The following is a 16,520-nucleotide window of genomic DNA, read 5'->3' as shown; positions in this document are numbered from 1 at the left end:
CAACCAGCGCCTGATACCGCCATCATTGAACGGTTCAACGGATCAACTCAATGATGGCATCCATATCGAGATGATATTCGATGCTGTCAGCCAAACGTTCAAGCTGTTCCTCGCGATGGACATTCAGGTCGATGCGCCGGGCCTCACCTTTGTTCAATCCCAGCCAAGCCAGCAATGTCGTGCAGGCATCCGGCGTATCGAACAGGCCATGCAGGTAGGTCCCCATTACCTGGCCATCCTCGCTCACGGCACCTTCATCGCGTCCTTCCAGGGTCATCAGCGGCCGTGTCAGTGCCTCGCCCCGACTGATGCCCTGGTGGATTTCGTAGCCATGGATGCTGCATGAGCCGTCGGCTGTCGCGATGCGGCCGCTGATACGACGCAACTGCTTGGTCGGGCGCAATACGGTTTCCATGCGCAACAGGCCAAATCCTGGAGCACCACCCGGATCACCTTCCAGGCCATCAGGGTCATTGATCCAGTCGCCCAGCATCTGGAAACCGCCACAGATACCCAGCACCCGCCCGCCATAACGCAAGTGGCGCTGCAGACGCTCCTCCCACCCCTGTTGCCGTAACCAGGCAAGGTCAGAGAGCGTGCTCTTGCTCCCAGGCAGGAGGATCACATCCGCTTCCGGCACGGGGGCATCTGGTCCGACGACATGCAAGGACACACCGGGGTGCAGGCGCAATGGATCCAGGTCGGTGTGATTGCTGATCCGAGGTAGCGCCGGCACGACCACCTTGAGCGCGCCATCACCTTCAACACGCTGCTCAAGGGACAGACTGTCTTCAGCATCCAGCATCAACCCTGGCAGATAGGGCAACACACCAAGCACGGACTTGTTTTCGCGAGCCTCGAGCCAGCTCAAGCCCGGTTCAAGCAGGGAAATATCCCCCCGGAAGCGATTGATGATCAGCCCTTTTATACGTTGCCACTCACTGCTGGAAACCAATCCCAGGGTGCCGCACAACTGCGCAAAGACACCGCCCCGCTCGATATCCCCCACCAGCAATACCGGACAGTCCGCTGCTTCGGCAAAGCCCATATTGGCGATATCGCCCTGACGCAGGTTGACCTCAGCCGGACTCCCGGCGCCTTCTGCGATGATGACGTCATAGCGGCGCGACAGGCGTTGCCAGCAGGACATCACGGTTTCTCGTGCAGTGGTCTTGTAAGCGTGATAATCCAGCGCCTGCATGCTGCCGTAGACTCGCCCGGCAAGAATCACCTGTGACCGCTGGTCACCTTCTGGCTTGAGCAGCACGGGATTCATGTCGCTATGTGGTTCGACGCCTGCCGCCTGGGCCTGCAAGGCCGTGGAGCGGCCGATCTCGCCGCCATCGATGGTCACTGCACTGTTTAACGCCATGTTCTGTGGCTTGAACGGCGCCACCTTGAAACCGCGTCGATACAAGGCTCGGCAAAGCCCTGCCACCACCGTGCTCTTGCCTGCATCCGACGTCGTGCCCTGTATCATCAGTGTCGGCATATCACCACTCCACGCCTTTCTGGGCCTTGATGCCCTGCTCCTTGAACGCGTGCTTGACCACTCGCATCTCCGTTACCGTATCGGCCAGCTCGATCAGCGCTTCTGGAGCGTGACGCCCCGTCACGACCACATGCTGCATCTCCGGCCTGGACTGAAGGTCATCCAGCACCCGATCGAGCTCCAGATAACCACGACGCAAGGCAATGTTGAGCTCATCCAGCAATACCATGTCGACATCGGGATCACGCAGCAGCTCTCGCGCCTTGTCCCAGGCTGCTTCGGCGGCCGCCATGTCACGCTGGATATCCTGAGTGTCCCAGCTATAGCCTTCCCCCATGACATGAAAGCGAACCCCGGGCTGGGCACGGCAGAAAGCGGCCTCGCCAGTGGCAAAGGCCCCCTTGATGAATTGCACGACACCCACGTTCATGCTATGTCCCAGCGCCCGAGCCAGCATGCCGAAGGCCGATGAACTCTTGCCCTTGCCAGCCCCGGTCAGCACCAGCAGAACGCCCTGCTCCTTGTCGGCATTGGCGATACGTTCGCGCATGATGCGCTGCTTGTTCGCCATCCGCTGCGCATGACGCTCGGAATCAACTTGAGGACGACTCATGAAACCTCCAGGAATTTGAAACTGGCCAAAAGTGTGAAACGAGAAAGCGTTTGAAACTAGACAGTGTTTGGACCTAGGCAGTGTTTGAAGCTAGACAGCGTTTGAAAGAGGCACAAAGACACTCACCCCATCAATGATGGCCGAGGTCAGGGATTGGCCATAGAGTCGCTCCAGTGCCGGAATGCTCAGCATGGCATCGCGCTCGCCCCAGCAGGCTTCGCCATCGGGATACAGCAGCAACAGATAATCACACCAGCGAGCCGCCATATTCAGGTCATGCAAGCACATGACGACGGCATGCCCCGATGTCGCCTGCTCATCAAGCAGTGCCATGACGGCCATCTGATGGTGCAGATCCAGATGATTGGTCGGTTCATCCACCAGCCACACCGCAGGTGACTGCGTCAGCACCGTGGCGATACCCACTCTCTGCCGCTCACCGCCCGACAGGGTAGCGATGGGGCGTGTGGCCAGATGACCGACCCCCAAGCGAACCAGGGCCTGCTGGGCCTGCTGGATGTCTTCAGCACTCTCGTTTTGCCAGAGGTGCAGAAAAGGATGGCGTCCGATCAATGCTGTCTCGAGCACGCTGGCCGGGAAATCGTCCTGGTGATGCTGGAACACCATCCCCATGTGCTGGGCAACATGACGTCGACGCAGCTGTCCCAGAGGCACTCCGTCCAGGCACACACGGCCACGCCGCGGTGCTTTCAAACCTGCCAAGGTATGCAGCAATGTTGTCTTGCCGGTGCCGTTGGGACCAAGAATTCCCCAGCGCGAGCCTGGCGCGATCGTCAGGGAAAGCGCACTGCCATCTGCGCGCTCCGGTATATCAATTACCAGTTCCTGGGTACTCAGGTGCATGTCAGTCTCCTCACCCCATCAGCCACGGCTGCGATGCAGCAGGTACAGGAAACTCGGAACACCGAGCAGCGCCGTGATGACACCAACGGGTAGCTGCTGGGGAGCAATGACCGTACGCGCCAGCGTATCAGCCAGAGTCAGCAGCGCCCCTCCGGCCAGCAAGGAAGCCGGCAGGATGACCCGTTGATCGGAACCCAGACGCAGGCGCAGCATATGCGGCACCATCAAGCCGACGAAGCCGACACTGCCTGCCGTCGTGACGGCAACCGCCGTGGCAAGGCTCGCTGCTGCATATAGCCCCAGTTCCATCGGACGAACCGCCACCCCTAGAGCGGCGGCCTGAAGCCCACCTCGGGCCAGCACATTGAGGGTGCGTCCGAAAGGTGCCAATGACACGGCAGCGATAGCGGCCAGGCTGAGTACCGGCCAGGGAGTTCCGGCATAGGCCATGTCCCCCATCAGCCAATACAGCATGCCAGGTAACTGCTCCACTGGACTGATGGTCAGGAGAAAAGTGATGGTGGCCCCCCAGCCGGAAGCCAGGACGATACCGGTCAGCAGGAGCCTGGCTGGGGTCCAGCTGCCTCCGCCATGGGCCAGGCCGAAGACCAGCAGTGTGGACAACAGGGCTCCAGAGAAAGCCGCCAAGGAGACCAGTGCAGCCCCCAGGCCCGCCAGCATGGCAAGCAAGGCTGCCACTGCCGCTCCCCCGGACAACCCCAGCACATAAGGGTCGGCCAGTGGATTGCGCAGCAGTACTTGCATCAACGCGCCGGCCAGTGCCAGCAGCGCACCAGTACCGAAAGCGGCCAGGGCTCTCGGTAGGCGCAGCTCCCAGAGCAAGGTCTGGTGCAAGGCGCTGCCATTCCCCAGCAGCGCGGCCCACAGCTCATCAGGCGACAGATTGATACTACCCAGCGCCAGCGCCAATAGCATAGCGGCCACGGAGATCAGCCCCAGCACACATAATGGCGGCCAGATCCGAGGCAGGTGGCGCAACGAAGCATCAGCGGCGCTCACGGGCGCTCTCCAGATGACGACAGAGAGACCGGGTACCTTCTACCAGGCGCGGCGTGGCCCTCTGCACCAGGTCGGGATTGATGAAGAAAAGGTTATCGCGCTCGACCGCTTTGAGATGTGGATAGGCTCGCCAGGCATCGAGCCAGGAAGCGTCCGCCTTACCCATTCCCCCGGTGATGATCGCTTCGGGATTCGCTGCCAATACGGCCTCTTGGGAAATGCGCGGTACCATGGGAGCCTCATCGGCAAACAGATTGACGCCCCCGCACAATGCCAGAGATTGGCTGATCCAATGCTGGCCATTGATGGTCATCAGGGGTTTTTCCCAGACTTCGTAGAACACGCTCACAGGTTCGGCATCCGCATAGCGCTGGGTGAGATCGCGAATGTCATCACGCAGTGCTGCCGCAACCTGTTCCGCCTCATCCTGGCTGTCGGCCAGTACGCCCAGGCGTTCCAGAGTCGAAGCTATCGTCTCGAAGCTTCTCGCATCGGAATGAAATACCTTGATCCCGAGCGCAGACAGTCGCTCTACCTGCTCACGGGGATTGCCACCATCCCAGCTCACGACCAGGTCAGGCTCAAGTCCCAGCAAGGCTTCCAGGTCGATACGGTCATAGCTTCCCACCCTTGGCAAGGCTTGGGCGGCCTGCGGATAATCGCTGAAACTCACTGCGCCGACGACCTTTTTTCCTGCCCCGGCAGCGAACAGCAACTCCGTCACGCTGGGGGCCAGCGCGACAATGCGTTGTGCCGGCGCAGCAAGACAGACTTCAGTTCCACTATCATCCACGACACATCGCGGAGCTTCTTCAGCGTTCGCCGCGACGATGCCGACCGACAAGCCCATGACCAGTAATGCACTACTGAGGGCTCTCATTCGCTGTAGCCCTCTGCCGTTTTCTCTGCGTGCAGGGCTGTTGTTCATGAGCTCAGGGCTGTTGTTCATAAGCTCAGGGCTGCTCATGGGCTCAGGGCTGCTCATGGCTGGAAGCCAACACTCAAGTAGGCCGCACGTCCGGGGTTGATGTAGTCCCACTCGTTGTAGCTATCCCGCGCGGTGGCATATTCGCGGTCGAGGACATTCTCCAGGGTCAGGTTGGCCTTCCATTGAGGGGCGAAATGCCAGCCTGCCCTCAGGTCGATCGTGCCATAGCCTGGCAAGCGTTCTTTATTGTCCGCATCGTTGTAACGATGGTTCTGTGCCACGAAAGATGCACCGAGATTCCAGTCGCCAATGCGGCGATCGGCATCCAGGCGCACCCCTTGGGTCGCACGGCGCGCGAGACGTTTGCCGCTATCCCGGTCTTCGGGGTCGGTGTAGGTGGCGGAAGCCGCCAGAACCCACTGGTTCCACTCCAGACCTGTGGTCAGCTCAACGCCACGAATGCGGGCGCGATCCACATTGAACGGTGCATAATGCGAGTCCTGCACCGTATATGCCACCATGTCCTCGATATCACTCTGGTACACGGCGACATCCCAGAATCCCCGGCCATACTGCCCACGCAGGCCAAGCTCGACACTTTCCGCTTTCTCAGGGTCGAGGTCAGGATTGCCGAAGCCTGGATAGTACAGCTCATTGAAGGTCGGGGCCCGGAATGCCGTGTCGTAACTGGCCCGCAGGGTATAGTGATCATCCAGGGCGTAACCCAGAGCAAGGTGCCCGGTGGTCTCGCCGCCGAAGGCCTCGTTGTCGTCATGGCGCAGGCCGACCTGCAGCGAGAAGGGAGCAAAGTCCAGCAGAGTCTGAGCGAACACCGCCACATTGTCGCGACTGTCTTCGGCATAGTCGGTGGTGCTGTCGATCTTGTCCTGCTGATACTCTGCCCCGGCGACCAGTTCGTGATTGCCCATCAGCACAGAGTTGTCCCAACGCGCCGTGTGTGTCGTGGTATCGAAAGAGGTAGCGCCAAGGTCGGAAACATCATCCAGCTCATCGCGGGCTTCACTGATGGTCAAACGCGAAGTCCAGTTGGCCGTGACAGGTATCTCGCCATATACACCGGCCACCTGTTGCACATAGTCGGAATCGCCGCCTTCGTACTCGGTATTGCCTGAAGCACGCAGCGCCGTGATCCCCAGCACAGCACCATTGTCGAAGTCGTGAGCCAGCCGCACCAGGCCTGTGGTGTTGTCATAGCCCTTGTCTTCCCCGCCCTTGCGTACTTGCGTGCCATCACTGCTCAGATGACTGGCACTGAACTGGTAGCGGGTCGCATTGGCCTCTCCGCTCAGGTTGGCCTGAGCCCTGGCCGTGCCAAAGGAACCTCCTCCCAGGGTAATACTGGGAGTCGGTTGTTCACCTTCGGGTTCGAGGGTGAACAACTGCACAACGCCGCCTACCGCATCGGCACCATATAACGCACCACGCGGTCCCCGCACGACTTCGATGCGTTCGAACATGCGCGGGTCAAGAAACTGCCAGGCCGGACCACCGTTAGTGGCCGAGCGCAGACGCATGCCATCAATCAGCAACAATGTCGATTCAGGACCGGTACCACGCAGATAGAGGCTGGTGTTCTTGCCGAACCCACCGCTGGATGAAAAATCAACGCCCGCCTGGCCACGCAGGGCATCGATCAGACTGATGGGGTCGCGCTGGCGTAGCGCCTGTTCGTTGATGACACTGACCGAAGACAATGTCTCACTGGCCGTGCGTGGCGCCAGGGTCGCAGATACGACCATAGGATCGAGATTCACCCTTTCATCATCGGCAGTGCTCTGGGCACTGGCCTGAGCAACGAATGCCAGCGGCATGGCTGCAAGACCGAGAGCAGGCAGGCCTGATACCGCTCGGGCAGGAAGGAAGGAGCGCAGCATGATGAAGTATCCCCTGGTACCATGCGCACCCGCACGGCACAAAGCCTTGAATGACCAAGAACGGGGAAATGAGGAAGGAAGGCGTAGCAACGCGCCCAGCTTCGGGAGCCCACCGCCCCTGGCATGGAATTTCAGGCCGGTCTCCGGGCTGACGAGCGAACCTCTATGTGTTCCACGCGACCACCTTCCCGTGCCGGGCAGCAAGCCCGCCTGGAAGTGCCGACGAGCCTGTTGCTCATGTCGACAGTTCTAGATATGCACAGTGGTGTGTCAGGCCGCGCTTTACTCGATCACCGTTGCGGGGGCAGCGTCGGATTGTCACCGACTTCCCGTTTCACCCCGACGCATCACATGCGTTCAGGAACGTCATATCTTCTTGCCGCTCGCCGATTTATTCAGCGTTTCCATCACAGCGAGTGATATGCCGCTCCTTCAGGGGCACCTGAGAACCCAAGTAAACTACCAATGCCAGCCATGAGCGTCAATGTGACGCTGTGTCATCAAGGCCCTTTCAAGGCCATGACCAGGCCATGGCGCACATGCCATACGCGACTGCTGGCATCGGCGGCATCCTGGGCCAGCCAGCCCGCCAGATCACGCAGCCGACGCTGGAGTGGCTCGACAGGCACGATTCCGCGCCCGACTTCCGGGACAATCAACACCACGTCTGCTGACTCACGACCAGCCCAGTCCCTGAAGGCCTTACACCAGCATTCACGCAGCGCATCGTTCTCCCGTCCAGCGCCACTACCTTTGCGGCAGACATCTTCAAGCCATTCGAGCCAGCCATGGATCACCACCTCAGCGTGGCTCTCCGGCAAATGCGGAGACGGCATTCGCTCCAGTGCTTCGCTGGCCTGAATCCAGCTTGCCTGAGGAAAGCGTTCGCTCACACGTTCGCGCTTGCCAGCACAGGCACCGCCGAGGAAGAGTTGCATGTCACACCCTCTGTGGTGGTTGTCAGATACCAGCGCCGCCCGGACGCCTGTTCCACGACGCCGTCCCAGAATGAAACCTGTTCGAAGCCACGCCGCCATTCACGAATCACACCACCATGGGTGACCACCAGCACCTTGTACCGCTGCTCTCCAGCAGCTTTTTCTGCAACGTCTCCAACAGCTCTTTCCTCTACCACTTTTCCAACCACTCGTTCTGCAACTGTTCCAGCAGCGTCGGCGAAAATATCGTTCAAGGCGGCTTCCAGTCGTTCGCGCAGTTGCTGGGCAGACTCTCCTCCCGTCGGAGCCAGTTCTCCGGCACTGTCGATCCAGGCACGATAGGCCGGGTCATCCTTGAGTTCTTCCCAGGTACACCCCTCGAAGGCACCAAAGTCATTTTCGCGCAGGCGCTTATCCAGACGTGGACTGGGCCAGTCGCGACCTTCCGAGATATGCGCCAGCGTCTGACGACAACGGACCAGGTCACTGGTGACCACGGCATCGAAGCGTTCGCCTTCCAGATAATCGCGCAGACGATCCATCCCCTCCAGGGCATCCGGCATCAGCAACTCGATATCACGCTGCCCTTGGTAGCGCTTTTCCAGATTCCATTGGGTCACGCCGTGGCGAACCACCACCAGCTCGAGGCCCACACCAATAGCCATAACTCTCCTCCTTCGATTGCAGCCCCCAGCAGATCGCCGCTGATACCACCAAAAGCCCGTCTCGCCCCCGTGGCAAAGATGACAACAAACAAGGCGGTTGCCAGTCCCAATGTCAGCATGCCCCACACTTGCCATGAACTTATCAGCACAACCGGCAGCACAAACAGCAAACCGGGCAGTGCCGTCGCCAACATCAGATCACGCGGCACCAGGCTCTGCTGCCATAGATGGGCCAGCCCTTCCGGGCGCGCCGCCGGTACCCGGACCAGCAGGAACACCGCCATCCAGCGAGCCAGGACAGGAATGGCCACCAGCCACCAGATCCCCGCTTCAAGTTCGAGCAGCCACCACACCAGCGCCAGCTTCCAGGCCAGATGAAATACCACCACCACCACTGCAAAACTGCCTACCTGCGGATCTTTCATGATCGCCCAGCGCTTTTCCAGCGGGGCATTGCTGCCCAGGGCGTCGGCAAGATCCATCAAGCCATCCAGATGCAACCCACCACTCAACCCGACCCACAGGCTGACGATCAGCAATGCCTGTAGTGGCAAAGGTAACCCCAGAGCCTCGCTGCCCCAGCTCACCATGCCCAGCACTATCCCGATCAAGGCACCCACCAGCGGATATGCCCGCGCGGCCCAACGCCGCGATGCCTGGTTCCAATCACAGGCCACGGGCAGCGGGATACGCGTCAGGAACTGAATAGCGAGGCCCACCCCGTGAGCGGCATCACGCCAGTCACCCTGTGGCTTCTGTGTCTCCTCACTGGTCGACTGCGTCATGTATGCCTCTTTGTATCAATGCGTTCCCCGGTGACGATACGCTCCTCAACGTGAAGGCGCGTTTCATCCTCAAGCGCACATGGCGCGGCCTTCCAATCGATCACCTGCCCGGCTACCACCTCCACGACCCGATCGGCAACGTCCGCCAGATGACAATGGATGCGCTGCAGGAAGGCCAGGTAACGCCACACCATGGCATCCCGAGGAGGCAGCGCTTCATTGAGATCATTGGAGACCACGACCAGAGCGATGCTGCGTGCCCGAGCGTCATCCAGCAACTCGCCGAACATGGCCAAGGCCTGATCATCGTCCAGCGGGCTGTCGAACATGACCTGACTGGCCCATAAGGTCAGGCAATCGAGCAGCAAGGTATCGCCGTTACCTACCTGCCTCCAGGCAGAAGCCAGGTCCCAGGGCGCTTCCAGGGTCGTCCAGCCATCACCGCGATCACAACGATGACGTGCGATCCGCTCGCGCATTTCCCCGTCTGTCGTCTTGGCCGTGGCCAGATACCATAGCCTGCCGCCACATCGGTCGGGCTGTTGGTGCAGTGAGCGAGCCAGCGACTCGGCCACGCGACTCTTGCCGCTGCGCACCCCTCCGCTGACGAAGACGATCACTCGGCATCTCCGGCAAGGGCTGCAAGCCAGGCGTCATTGGTCGCAGGCAGGCCCAGGGCCAAACGTACCCAACTGCCATCCAGGCCAGCAAAGGTATGCGTATGGCGGGCAATGAAGCCATGCCTCACCAGTTGGTGCAGCATGGCTTCACCCCGTGCAGGACTGGCAACGCCCCCAGGACGGCACAGGACAAAATTGGCATGCACCTCGGGAACGACATAACCAAGGCGTCGCAGGGTTTCGCTCACGCGAGAGCGTTCCCTGGACACCCAGTTCAACGTGCGTTCGGCATAGTCCTGGTCATTCAGCAAGTGCGGTATCAAAGCAGCAGCCAGCGCATTGAGACTCCAGGCCACTTGGTATTCAGAAATCTGCTGCACCCGTTCCGGCTGTGCCAGCAGATAGCCCAAGCGCAGCCCGGGCAGGCAGTAGAACTTGGTCAACGAACGCAGCAGGATCAATGGCGCTCCCCTTCTCACCCAATCGACGAGAGAGGCCTGTTCACCATGGAATTCAATGAAGGCTTCATCGACGACCAGCAACGTATTCGCTGCTTCGGCATGCTCCAGCAACGTCTCGATGGCCTGGCCCGACACCAGAGTGCCAGTGGGATTGTTCGGGCGGCAGAGAAAGACTACATCCACCGTCACCAGCGCCTGACACAGTTCATCCACATCGAGACGAAAGTCATCGCCGACGAGGGACAGGCGTCGAACCTCCATGCCATTCAGCTCACACGCCCGCGCGTACTCGCCAAAGGTAGGTTCAATCACCAGGGCGCGTTTTCCATGGTACGCCTGGGCAATCAGATGGATCGCCTCTGCTCCCCCATTGGTCACGCGCACCTGGCCCGTATCGAGACCGTGATGACGCGCCAGCGCCTCACGCGCTTCCTGTTGCTGGCGGTCTGGATAATGAGTCAGTAGAGGCAACGAACGGCCCAGCCAGTCACCAAGCCAAACCGGCGGTCCCAGTGGATTGAGGCTGGCACTCAGGTCGGTCAGAGCGTCATTGCCACAAATCCCCAGTCGCGCCAACAGGGCATCGCCTTCACCACCATGTTGTGGCCACTGCTGCGATTGAGACCCCTGCCGTTGAGAGCGTAACGATCTCATGCCGCTCCTCCTCGCCATATGGCCAATACGGCCTGCAGCAAGGTGGTGATCATTGGTGCCGCGATCACCAGCATGACGACCACCCCAATGGTGCCGGCATGCAGACACAAGATGGCCTCCTGGATATGCCCGGCATGCAACGTCTGCAACGGCCGCCCCAGGCGGGCACGCTCGGACACCTGATTACCATAGACATTACGCCCCCCGAGTTGTATTCCCAGCAGATTGGCTACCATCGCCTCGGGCCAACCACTGTTGGGACTGGGGTGGCGTGGCGCTTCCCGGCAAGTGGCACGCCATGCTTCCTTCCATAGATGCATGCGAGTACGGCGCCAATAGCCACTCAGCAATACCGGGGCTGTCAGCCACATGGCAAACGCTGTCACCCGAGCCGGCAACCAGTTGGCGATGTCATCCAAGCGAGCCGATGCCCAGCCGAAATCCGTATAGCGTTCATTACGGTATCCGACCATGGAATCCAGAGTATTCACTGCCTTGTAGGCCATGGCCATGGGAGCCCCACCGACCAGAGCCCAGAACAATGGCGCAGTAATGCCATCCACGGTGTTCTCCGCCACACTCTCGACACAGGCTCGGGCAACCCCGGCTTCATCCAGCTCGCGGGTATCCCGCCCGACCAGAGCAGCAACTGCCTGTCTGGCCGCCACCAGATCGCCCCGGCGCAAGGGAATGAAAACCTCTCGCGCCGCGGCCACCAAGCCATGAGCAGCCAGGCATGTCGCCAGCAGCAACACCTCCACGACCAGCGCCAACCACGTGTTCACCCTGGCTGCCAGAGCCAGCACCAGCGCCGTGAGGCTCCAGGCAAGCACCACTACGACCACGGCCAGAACAATCCCCTTGATACGCCGGGCACGCTCACTGCCGTGATTCCAGAGCTTATCCAGCCATGCAATCAAGCGGCCAAGGGCCACAACGGGGTGGGGTAACCAGCGCGGGTCCCCGATGGTCAGATCCACCAGCAGTGCCAGTAGGGTCAACCACAGAATTTCGCTGGAAAAGGGAGCAGGAAGCGCGAAAGGCATCGGTCACTTTTTCTCCGTGCTCGTATTCTCTGAACCCGACGCTTCCGAATTCGCCTTCTCCGCAGCGGACCCTCCGGGCTGGACTTGTCCTGCTCTCTCGTGCCCCCCGTCGTTCCCCTCTTCCCCCTTGGCGACCCCCGCGTCATCGAAGGTGGCCATTTCCGCCAGCATGCGGCAGGCAGCGTCGAGCAGAGGATAGGCCAAGACCGCACCACTGCCTTCGCCAAGGCGTAGATCCAGTTGCAATAGCGGCTTGCCCCCCAGAGCTTCCAGGGCATGACGATGCCCGGTCTCCTGGGACTGGTGGCCAAAGACCAGATAGTCACGCACTGCCGGACACAGACGACACGCCGCCAAGGCGGCAACCGTGGCAATGAAGCCGTCCACCACGATTGGCAAGCGCGCAGCAGCACCCGCCAGGTACGCTCCCGCCATGGCAACGATCTCCAGCCCGCCCAGCCGTGCCAGAGTGTCCAGGGCATCATCGGCACCTGCCCCCCGTGCCAGAGCCAGGGCATCATCGGCACCTGCCCCCCGTGCCAGAGCCAGGGCAATCACCTCACGCTTGTGCTTCAGGCCCGCGTCATCAATACCTGTACCACGCCCAACCACCTGCTCGGGTTCAAGTCCTGCGAAGGCGGCCAACAAGGCACTGCTTGGTGTGGTGTTGGCAATCCCCATCTCACCGAGAATCAGGCATCGGCAACCCGCCTCACGCGCTCGGTCGACCGCACGACTGCCCACCATCAACGCGGCAACTGCCTGCTCTCGCGTCATGGCATCCTCTCTGGCAATGTTGCCACTCCCGTCTCTCACCCGGTCGACAACGATCGCACCCCGTCCTTCACCCGTCGGGACTCCGTATGGTGTCACCACCCCCACATCGACCACTTCCAGACGTGCGTCCACCTGACGGGCAAAGACATTGATGGCGGCGCCGCCGTTGGCAAAATTGGTCACCATCTGTGCTGTCACTGCCTGGGGAAAGGCCGACACTCCCTCTTCCGCCACACCATGATCGGCTGCAAACACCAGCACGGCAGGCGGGTTTACACGGGGCAGCCCTTCACCACTGATACCCGCCAGATCCGTTACCAGATGTTCCAGACGCCCCAGACTGCCTGGCGGCTTGGTCAACATGTCGAGGCGCGCCTCGGCGCGTTCTCGGGCACTTGCATCGGCTGGCTGAATCCGCTGAAGGAGGGTGTTCAAGTCACTCATGCAGGCATTCCTTTCCAGAGGGGCTGTGAGCCATTCGGCTCAGCAATGCCGCGCAGCTTACCAGATCATCGAACGTCCCTGATAAGGCCGAAGCAGAATTCCACCATCGATATGGCAATATCGGCGAAACACCATTACTGTATATGCATACATATAAAATCATCCCTCTATTTTTCTAATACCCGCCCACCTCATACCTGATCCACTGACCCACTGACCCACTGCCATGACTCGTACTCATCCAATACTCAAAGGTCGCGGTACCAACAAGGCACCTGCCAACCGCTATGCGCCAACGCATGTTGAAGATGCTGATGATGGCTGGTGGCAAGAGGCATGCCCCGAGACCCTGGCGACAATCGCCGCCACAGAAGCCACCAAAAGTGCTCTGTCATGGAACCGTTCACCGGACCTGCCCTTCGACCGCTCTTTGAACCCTTATCGCGGCTGCGAACACGGCTGTATCTACTGCTACGCCAGACCTAGCCACGCCTACTGGGACCTATCGCCGGGCATCGACTTCGAGACCCGGCTGATTGTCCGCAGTGGACTGGTCGATCGACTGCGCGAAGAACTGTGCAAGCCAGGTTACCGCTGCCAATCGATCAATCTGTCCGGCAATACCGACTGCTATCAGCCCATCGAGGCCAGATATGGCACGACGCGTGCCGTGCTTGAGCTGCTGCTGGAATGTCGACATCCCGTCACCATCGTCACCAAGAGCAGCCTGATCCTGCGTGACTTGGACCTTCTGGAAGAGATGGCGCGACATCGCCTGGTCCGGGTATTCATCAGCCTGACCAGCCTCGACCGTGAATTGAAAAGACACCTGGAACCCAGGGCGGCCTCCCCCGAGGCGCGTCTCAAGGTCATCTCGAGCCTGAGCCAGGCAGGCATTCCGGTAGGCACACTGCTGGCCCCCATGATTCCCGGGCTGACGGATCATGAAATGGAACGCTTACTCGAGGCCGCTCGAAACGCTGGCGCTCTCAGTGCCAGCTGGATGCTGCTGCGCCTGCCCCTGGAGGTCGCACCGTTGTTTGAAGACTGGCTGGCGGCTCACTACCCCGAGCGAGCCGCCAAGGTCATGAGCCTGATCCGCCAATGCCGCGGCGGGTCGGATTACGACAGCCGCTTCGGTCATCGCATGCGCGGCGAAGGCGTGTTCGCGGAGCTATTGTCGCAGCGCTTTCACAAGACCTGTCGCCGCCTGGGGTTGAATGAACGCCGGAATGAACATCAGTTGAACACAACAGACTTCCGGCCACCGCACCCTCAGGGTGAGCTGTTCTGAAGAGAAAAGTGAGACTCAAGGAAACGTGGCCATCGGGTATCTCGGGCCACGGCACCAGCGTGTTTAATTCCGGCCGGCGAAGGGATCCTTACATATAATATGGATGCGTAGGGAAGTGAAATGCAGGGAAGCAAAATGTCGTGCAGAAGGCCTTTTCACAGACCTGCTCTGGAGGAACCATGCTATGGCTTATGTCGATTGGATGATCCAAGGAGCGGAAATTGCCACCTGTAACTGCAATTGGGGGTGTCCCTGCCAGTTCAATGCACTGCCTACCCATGGCAACTGCCGCGCGGCGGTAGGCATGCGCATCGACGAAGGACATTTCGGCGACGTAAGGCTCGACGGGCTGAAAGCGGTAGCCATACTGGCCTGGCCCGGTGCTATCCATGAGGGACACGGCGAGGTCCTGCCCATCGTCGACGAACGTGCCACAGCCGAACAGCGCGAGGCACTGTTGAAGATCCTGGGGGGCGAGGAAACCGAGGAGTTCGCCACCATATTCAACGTGGTCAAGGCAACAACAGACACTGTCCACGAACCGCTGTTCAAGGCCATTGAGTTCGAATCCGACGAAAAGGCGGGAATGGGGCACTTCTCGGTGGAAGGCATCGTCGAAGCCTCGGCCGAACCCATCCGTAACCCCGTTACCGGGCAACCACACCGCGCAAGAGTCGTACTGCCTCAAGGCTTCGAATATTCAGAAGCAGAATACGCCAGCAGCAATACAAGAACGGCTGGCCCCATCGAGAATGAATGGAGCGATCTCCACGCGCATCTCTGCATGCTGCACCTGGGGCCACACGGCATCATTCGGTAAGGCGCCATGGTTGCCTCGCCACTTGAACTCGTCCTCGCTCGCGACCGTATTCTTGTCATCGCGAGCGTGGTCGGGCTTTGCCTGCTGGCCTGGCTGTTCCTGGTTCATCTGACGCTGCAGATGGAGGCGATGGATGGCGTAGCCGCACGCATGATGGGCATGAAGGCCGACGATTCCCTGTCGGCCTTCATTGCCACCACCATGGGACCAAGGGCTGCCGCGCTCACCGATGCCAGTGTCAACTTCACCCTTGTCACGCTGATGTGGGTAGTGATGATGACCGGCATGATGCTGCCAAGTGCAGCCCCCACTATTCTCCTGTTTGCCGCACTCGAACGGAAACGCACGCAGCGCGGGACCTCAGGAAGGACGGCAGCTTTCATTGGCGGATATCTCGCTATCTGGGGTGTCTACTCCGTCGCTGCAGCCGCGGTGCAGACGCTACTCTCCCATACACACCTTTTATCAATGCAAATGGCAGCAACAAGCACCTTCCTTGCTGGCCTGGTCTTCATTGGCGCCGGACTGTATGAATTGACGCCACTGAAAGACCGTTGTCTCACGCAATGCCGCTCGCCCATTGAGTGGCTTCCACGCCACATGCGTCCAGGCCGCCTGGGTGCACTGCACATGGGCATGGAGCACGGCATTTATTGCCTCGGCTGCTGCTGGGTGCTGATGCTTCTGCTCTTCGTCGGCGGAGTCATGAACCTGATCTGGGTTGCCGCCCTGGCCCTGCTAGTTCTCGCACAGAAACTTGTACCGGGAAGCCTCGTCCTAATGCGCATCACGGCGGCCATCCTCGTCTCCAGCGGCATCGTGCTTCTGTTCCATCCACTGCTGCCGACCCACCTCTTGTCCTGGCAATAAGAGCGGCGGTCATCGCATCACGCTAGACCGCCAAAGCCATTGGCAAGGCAAGAAATTGCTTACTGGGCGCTGTCCTGAGCACCGTTGCGATAGCGACCGGCCAGTTCCACCACAGCACGCTGTGCCAGCGGGGACAGCTCAGCATCATCTCGATCAAGACAGGCGACCAGGCGTTGCTTCATGGAACGCGCCCAGAAGCTTTCCAGGTGCTTGCAAATACCCTGCACGACCTGTGCTTCATCGCTGGCACCGCTCAGATTGGTGGCGATCTGATTGACCATGCGAATCAGAGTGTCATCCTGGTTATGTGACAGGTTGTGTGACATTTTCTCTC

Annotated in this window: 17 protein-coding genes and 1 riboswitch; of the genes, 3 read left to right on the top strand and 14 right to left on the bottom strand. The window is 60.2% G+C overall.

From position 1 onward, the window contains the following. Positions 1–34: 34 nt before the first annotated feature. The 13 genes from Q1K07_RS10810 to cobT all read right to left on the bottom strand — a co-directional run bounded on the left by Q1K07_RS10810 (position 35) and on the right by cobT (position 13,202). Positions 35–1,492: a cobyric acid synthase gene (locus Q1K07_RS10810; protein ID WP_300310645.1), complete on the bottom strand. Its 1,458-nt coding sequence runs from the start codon at positions 1,490–1,492 to the stop codon at positions 35–37. A gap of 1 nt (position 1,493) precedes the next feature. Then, entirely contained in the window at positions 1,494–2,105 is a 612-nt protein-coding gene (gene cobO, locus Q1K07_RS10805; RefSeq protein WP_300310643.1) for a cob(I)yrinic acid a,c-diamide adenosyltransferase, read from the bottom strand. Between the two features lie 90 nt (positions 2,106–2,195). After that, positions 2,196–2,969 (bottom strand): ABC transporter ATP-binding protein, encoded by a 774-nt coding sequence (locus Q1K07_RS10800; protein WP_300310640.1) that lies wholly within the window; start codon positions 2,967–2,969, stop codon positions 2,196–2,198. An 18-nt stretch (positions 2,970–2,987) separates the two neighbouring features. Next, entirely contained in the window at positions 2,988–3,905 is a 918-nt protein-coding gene (locus tag Q1K07_RS10795; RefSeq protein WP_300310719.1) for an iron ABC transporter permease, read from the bottom strand. Between the two features lie 70 nt (positions 3,906–3,975). Continuing rightward, on the bottom strand, positions 3,976–4,869 hold the full coding sequence (locus Q1K07_RS10790) for a cobalamin-binding protein (RefSeq protein WP_300310637.1): 894 nt from the start codon (positions 4,867–4,869) through the stop codon (positions 3,976–3,978). A 101-nt stretch (positions 4,870–4,970) separates the two neighbouring features. Then, on the bottom strand, positions 4,971–6,812 hold the full coding sequence (locus Q1K07_RS10785) for a TonB-dependent receptor (RefSeq protein WP_300310635.1): 1,842 nt from the start codon (positions 6,810–6,812) through the stop codon (positions 4,971–4,973). Positions 6,813–6,928: 116 nt separating this feature from the next. Further along, positions 6,929–7,196: riboswitch (cobalamin riboswitch) on the bottom strand. A gap of 116 nt (positions 7,197–7,312) precedes the next feature. Further along, positions 7,313–7,750 (bottom strand): bifunctional adenosylcobinamide kinase/adenosylcobinamide-phosphate guanylyltransferase, encoded by a 438-nt coding sequence (locus tag Q1K07_RS10780; protein ID WP_300310633.1) that lies wholly within the window; start codon positions 7,748–7,750, stop codon positions 7,313–7,315. Next, positions 7,702–8,415 carry a histidine phosphatase family protein gene (locus tag Q1K07_RS10775; protein WP_300310631.1) on the bottom strand — a complete coding sequence of 238 codons (714 nt, stop codon included), beginning with the start codon at positions 8,413–8,415 and terminating at the stop codon, positions 7,702–7,704. Before Q1K07_RS10775 ends, Q1K07_RS10780 begins: the two co-directional genes overlap by 49 nt. Then, a complete protein-coding gene (gene cobS, locus Q1K07_RS10770) occupies positions 8,367–9,200 on the bottom strand; it encodes an adenosylcobinamide-GDP ribazoletransferase (RefSeq protein ID WP_300310629.1) in 834 nt (277 codons plus the stop codon). Before cobS ends, Q1K07_RS10775 begins: the two co-directional genes overlap by 49 nt. After that, positions 9,197–9,820 carry a bifunctional adenosylcobinamide kinase/adenosylcobinamide-phosphate guanylyltransferase gene (locus Q1K07_RS10765; protein ID WP_300310627.1) on the bottom strand — a complete coding sequence of 208 codons (624 nt, stop codon included), beginning with the start codon at positions 9,818–9,820 and terminating at the stop codon, positions 9,197–9,199. The genes cobS and Q1K07_RS10765 overlap by 4 nt, the downstream gene beginning before the upstream one ends. Continuing rightward, positions 9,817–10,935: a threonine-phosphate decarboxylase CobD gene (gene cobD, locus Q1K07_RS10760; RefSeq protein WP_300310625.1), complete on the bottom strand. Its 1,119-nt coding sequence runs from the start codon at positions 10,933–10,935 to the stop codon at positions 9,817–9,819. The genes Q1K07_RS10765 and cobD overlap by 4 nt, the downstream gene beginning before the upstream one ends. Beyond that, a complete protein-coding gene (cbiB, locus tag Q1K07_RS10755; RefSeq protein WP_300310623.1) occupies positions 10,932–11,981 on the bottom strand; it encodes an adenosylcobinamide-phosphate synthase CbiB in 1,050 nt (349 codons plus the stop codon). Before cbiB ends, cobD begins: the two co-directional genes overlap by 4 nt. Before the next feature lie 3 nt (positions 11,982–11,984). Continuing rightward, positions 11,985–13,202, bottom strand: a complete 1,218-nt coding sequence (gene cobT / locus Q1K07_RS10750; protein ID WP_300310621.1) for a nicotinate-nucleotide--dimethylbenzimidazole phosphoribosyltransferase — start codon at positions 13,200–13,202, stop codon at positions 11,985–11,987. A 226-nt stretch (positions 13,203–13,428) separates the two neighbouring features. Here cobT and Q1K07_RS10745 point away from each other — a divergent pair, with 226 nt between their 5' ends. The 3 genes from Q1K07_RS10745 (at position 13,429) to Q1K07_RS10735 (ending at position 16,186) form a co-directional block, all read left to right on the top strand. Beyond that, a complete protein-coding gene (locus Q1K07_RS10745) occupies positions 13,429–14,496 on the top strand; it encodes a PA0069 family radical SAM protein (protein WP_300310619.1) in 1,068 nt (355 codons plus the stop codon). Positions 14,497–14,680: 184 nt separating this feature from the next. After that, a complete protein-coding gene (locus Q1K07_RS10740) occupies positions 14,681–15,316 on the top strand; it encodes a DUF1326 domain-containing protein (RefSeq protein ID WP_300310617.1) in 636 nt (211 codons plus the stop codon). Positions 15,317–15,322: 6 nt separating this feature from the next. Further along, complete coding sequence (locus tag Q1K07_RS10735) at positions 15,323–16,186, top strand: DUF2182 domain-containing protein (RefSeq protein ID WP_300310615.1); 864 nt, start codon at positions 15,323–15,325, stop codon at positions 16,184–16,186. Between the two features lie 59 nt (positions 16,187–16,245). On the opposite strand, the gene Q1K07_RS10730 is transcribed toward Q1K07_RS10735, so the two are convergent. After that, positions 16,246–16,512, bottom strand: a complete 267-nt coding sequence (locus Q1K07_RS10730; RefSeq protein WP_300310613.1) for a formate dehydrogenase subunit delta — start codon at positions 16,510–16,512, stop codon at positions 16,246–16,248. Positions 16,513–16,520: the final 8 nt, after the last annotated feature.

This window comes from Halomonas sp., assembly GCF_029263665.1.
GTDB lineage: Bacteria > Pseudomonadota > Gammaproteobacteria > Pseudomonadales > Halomonadaceae > Halomonas.
Note: the sequence above shows the minus strand (reverse complement) of the source record. Positions and strands in the feature narration are given on the sequence as shown.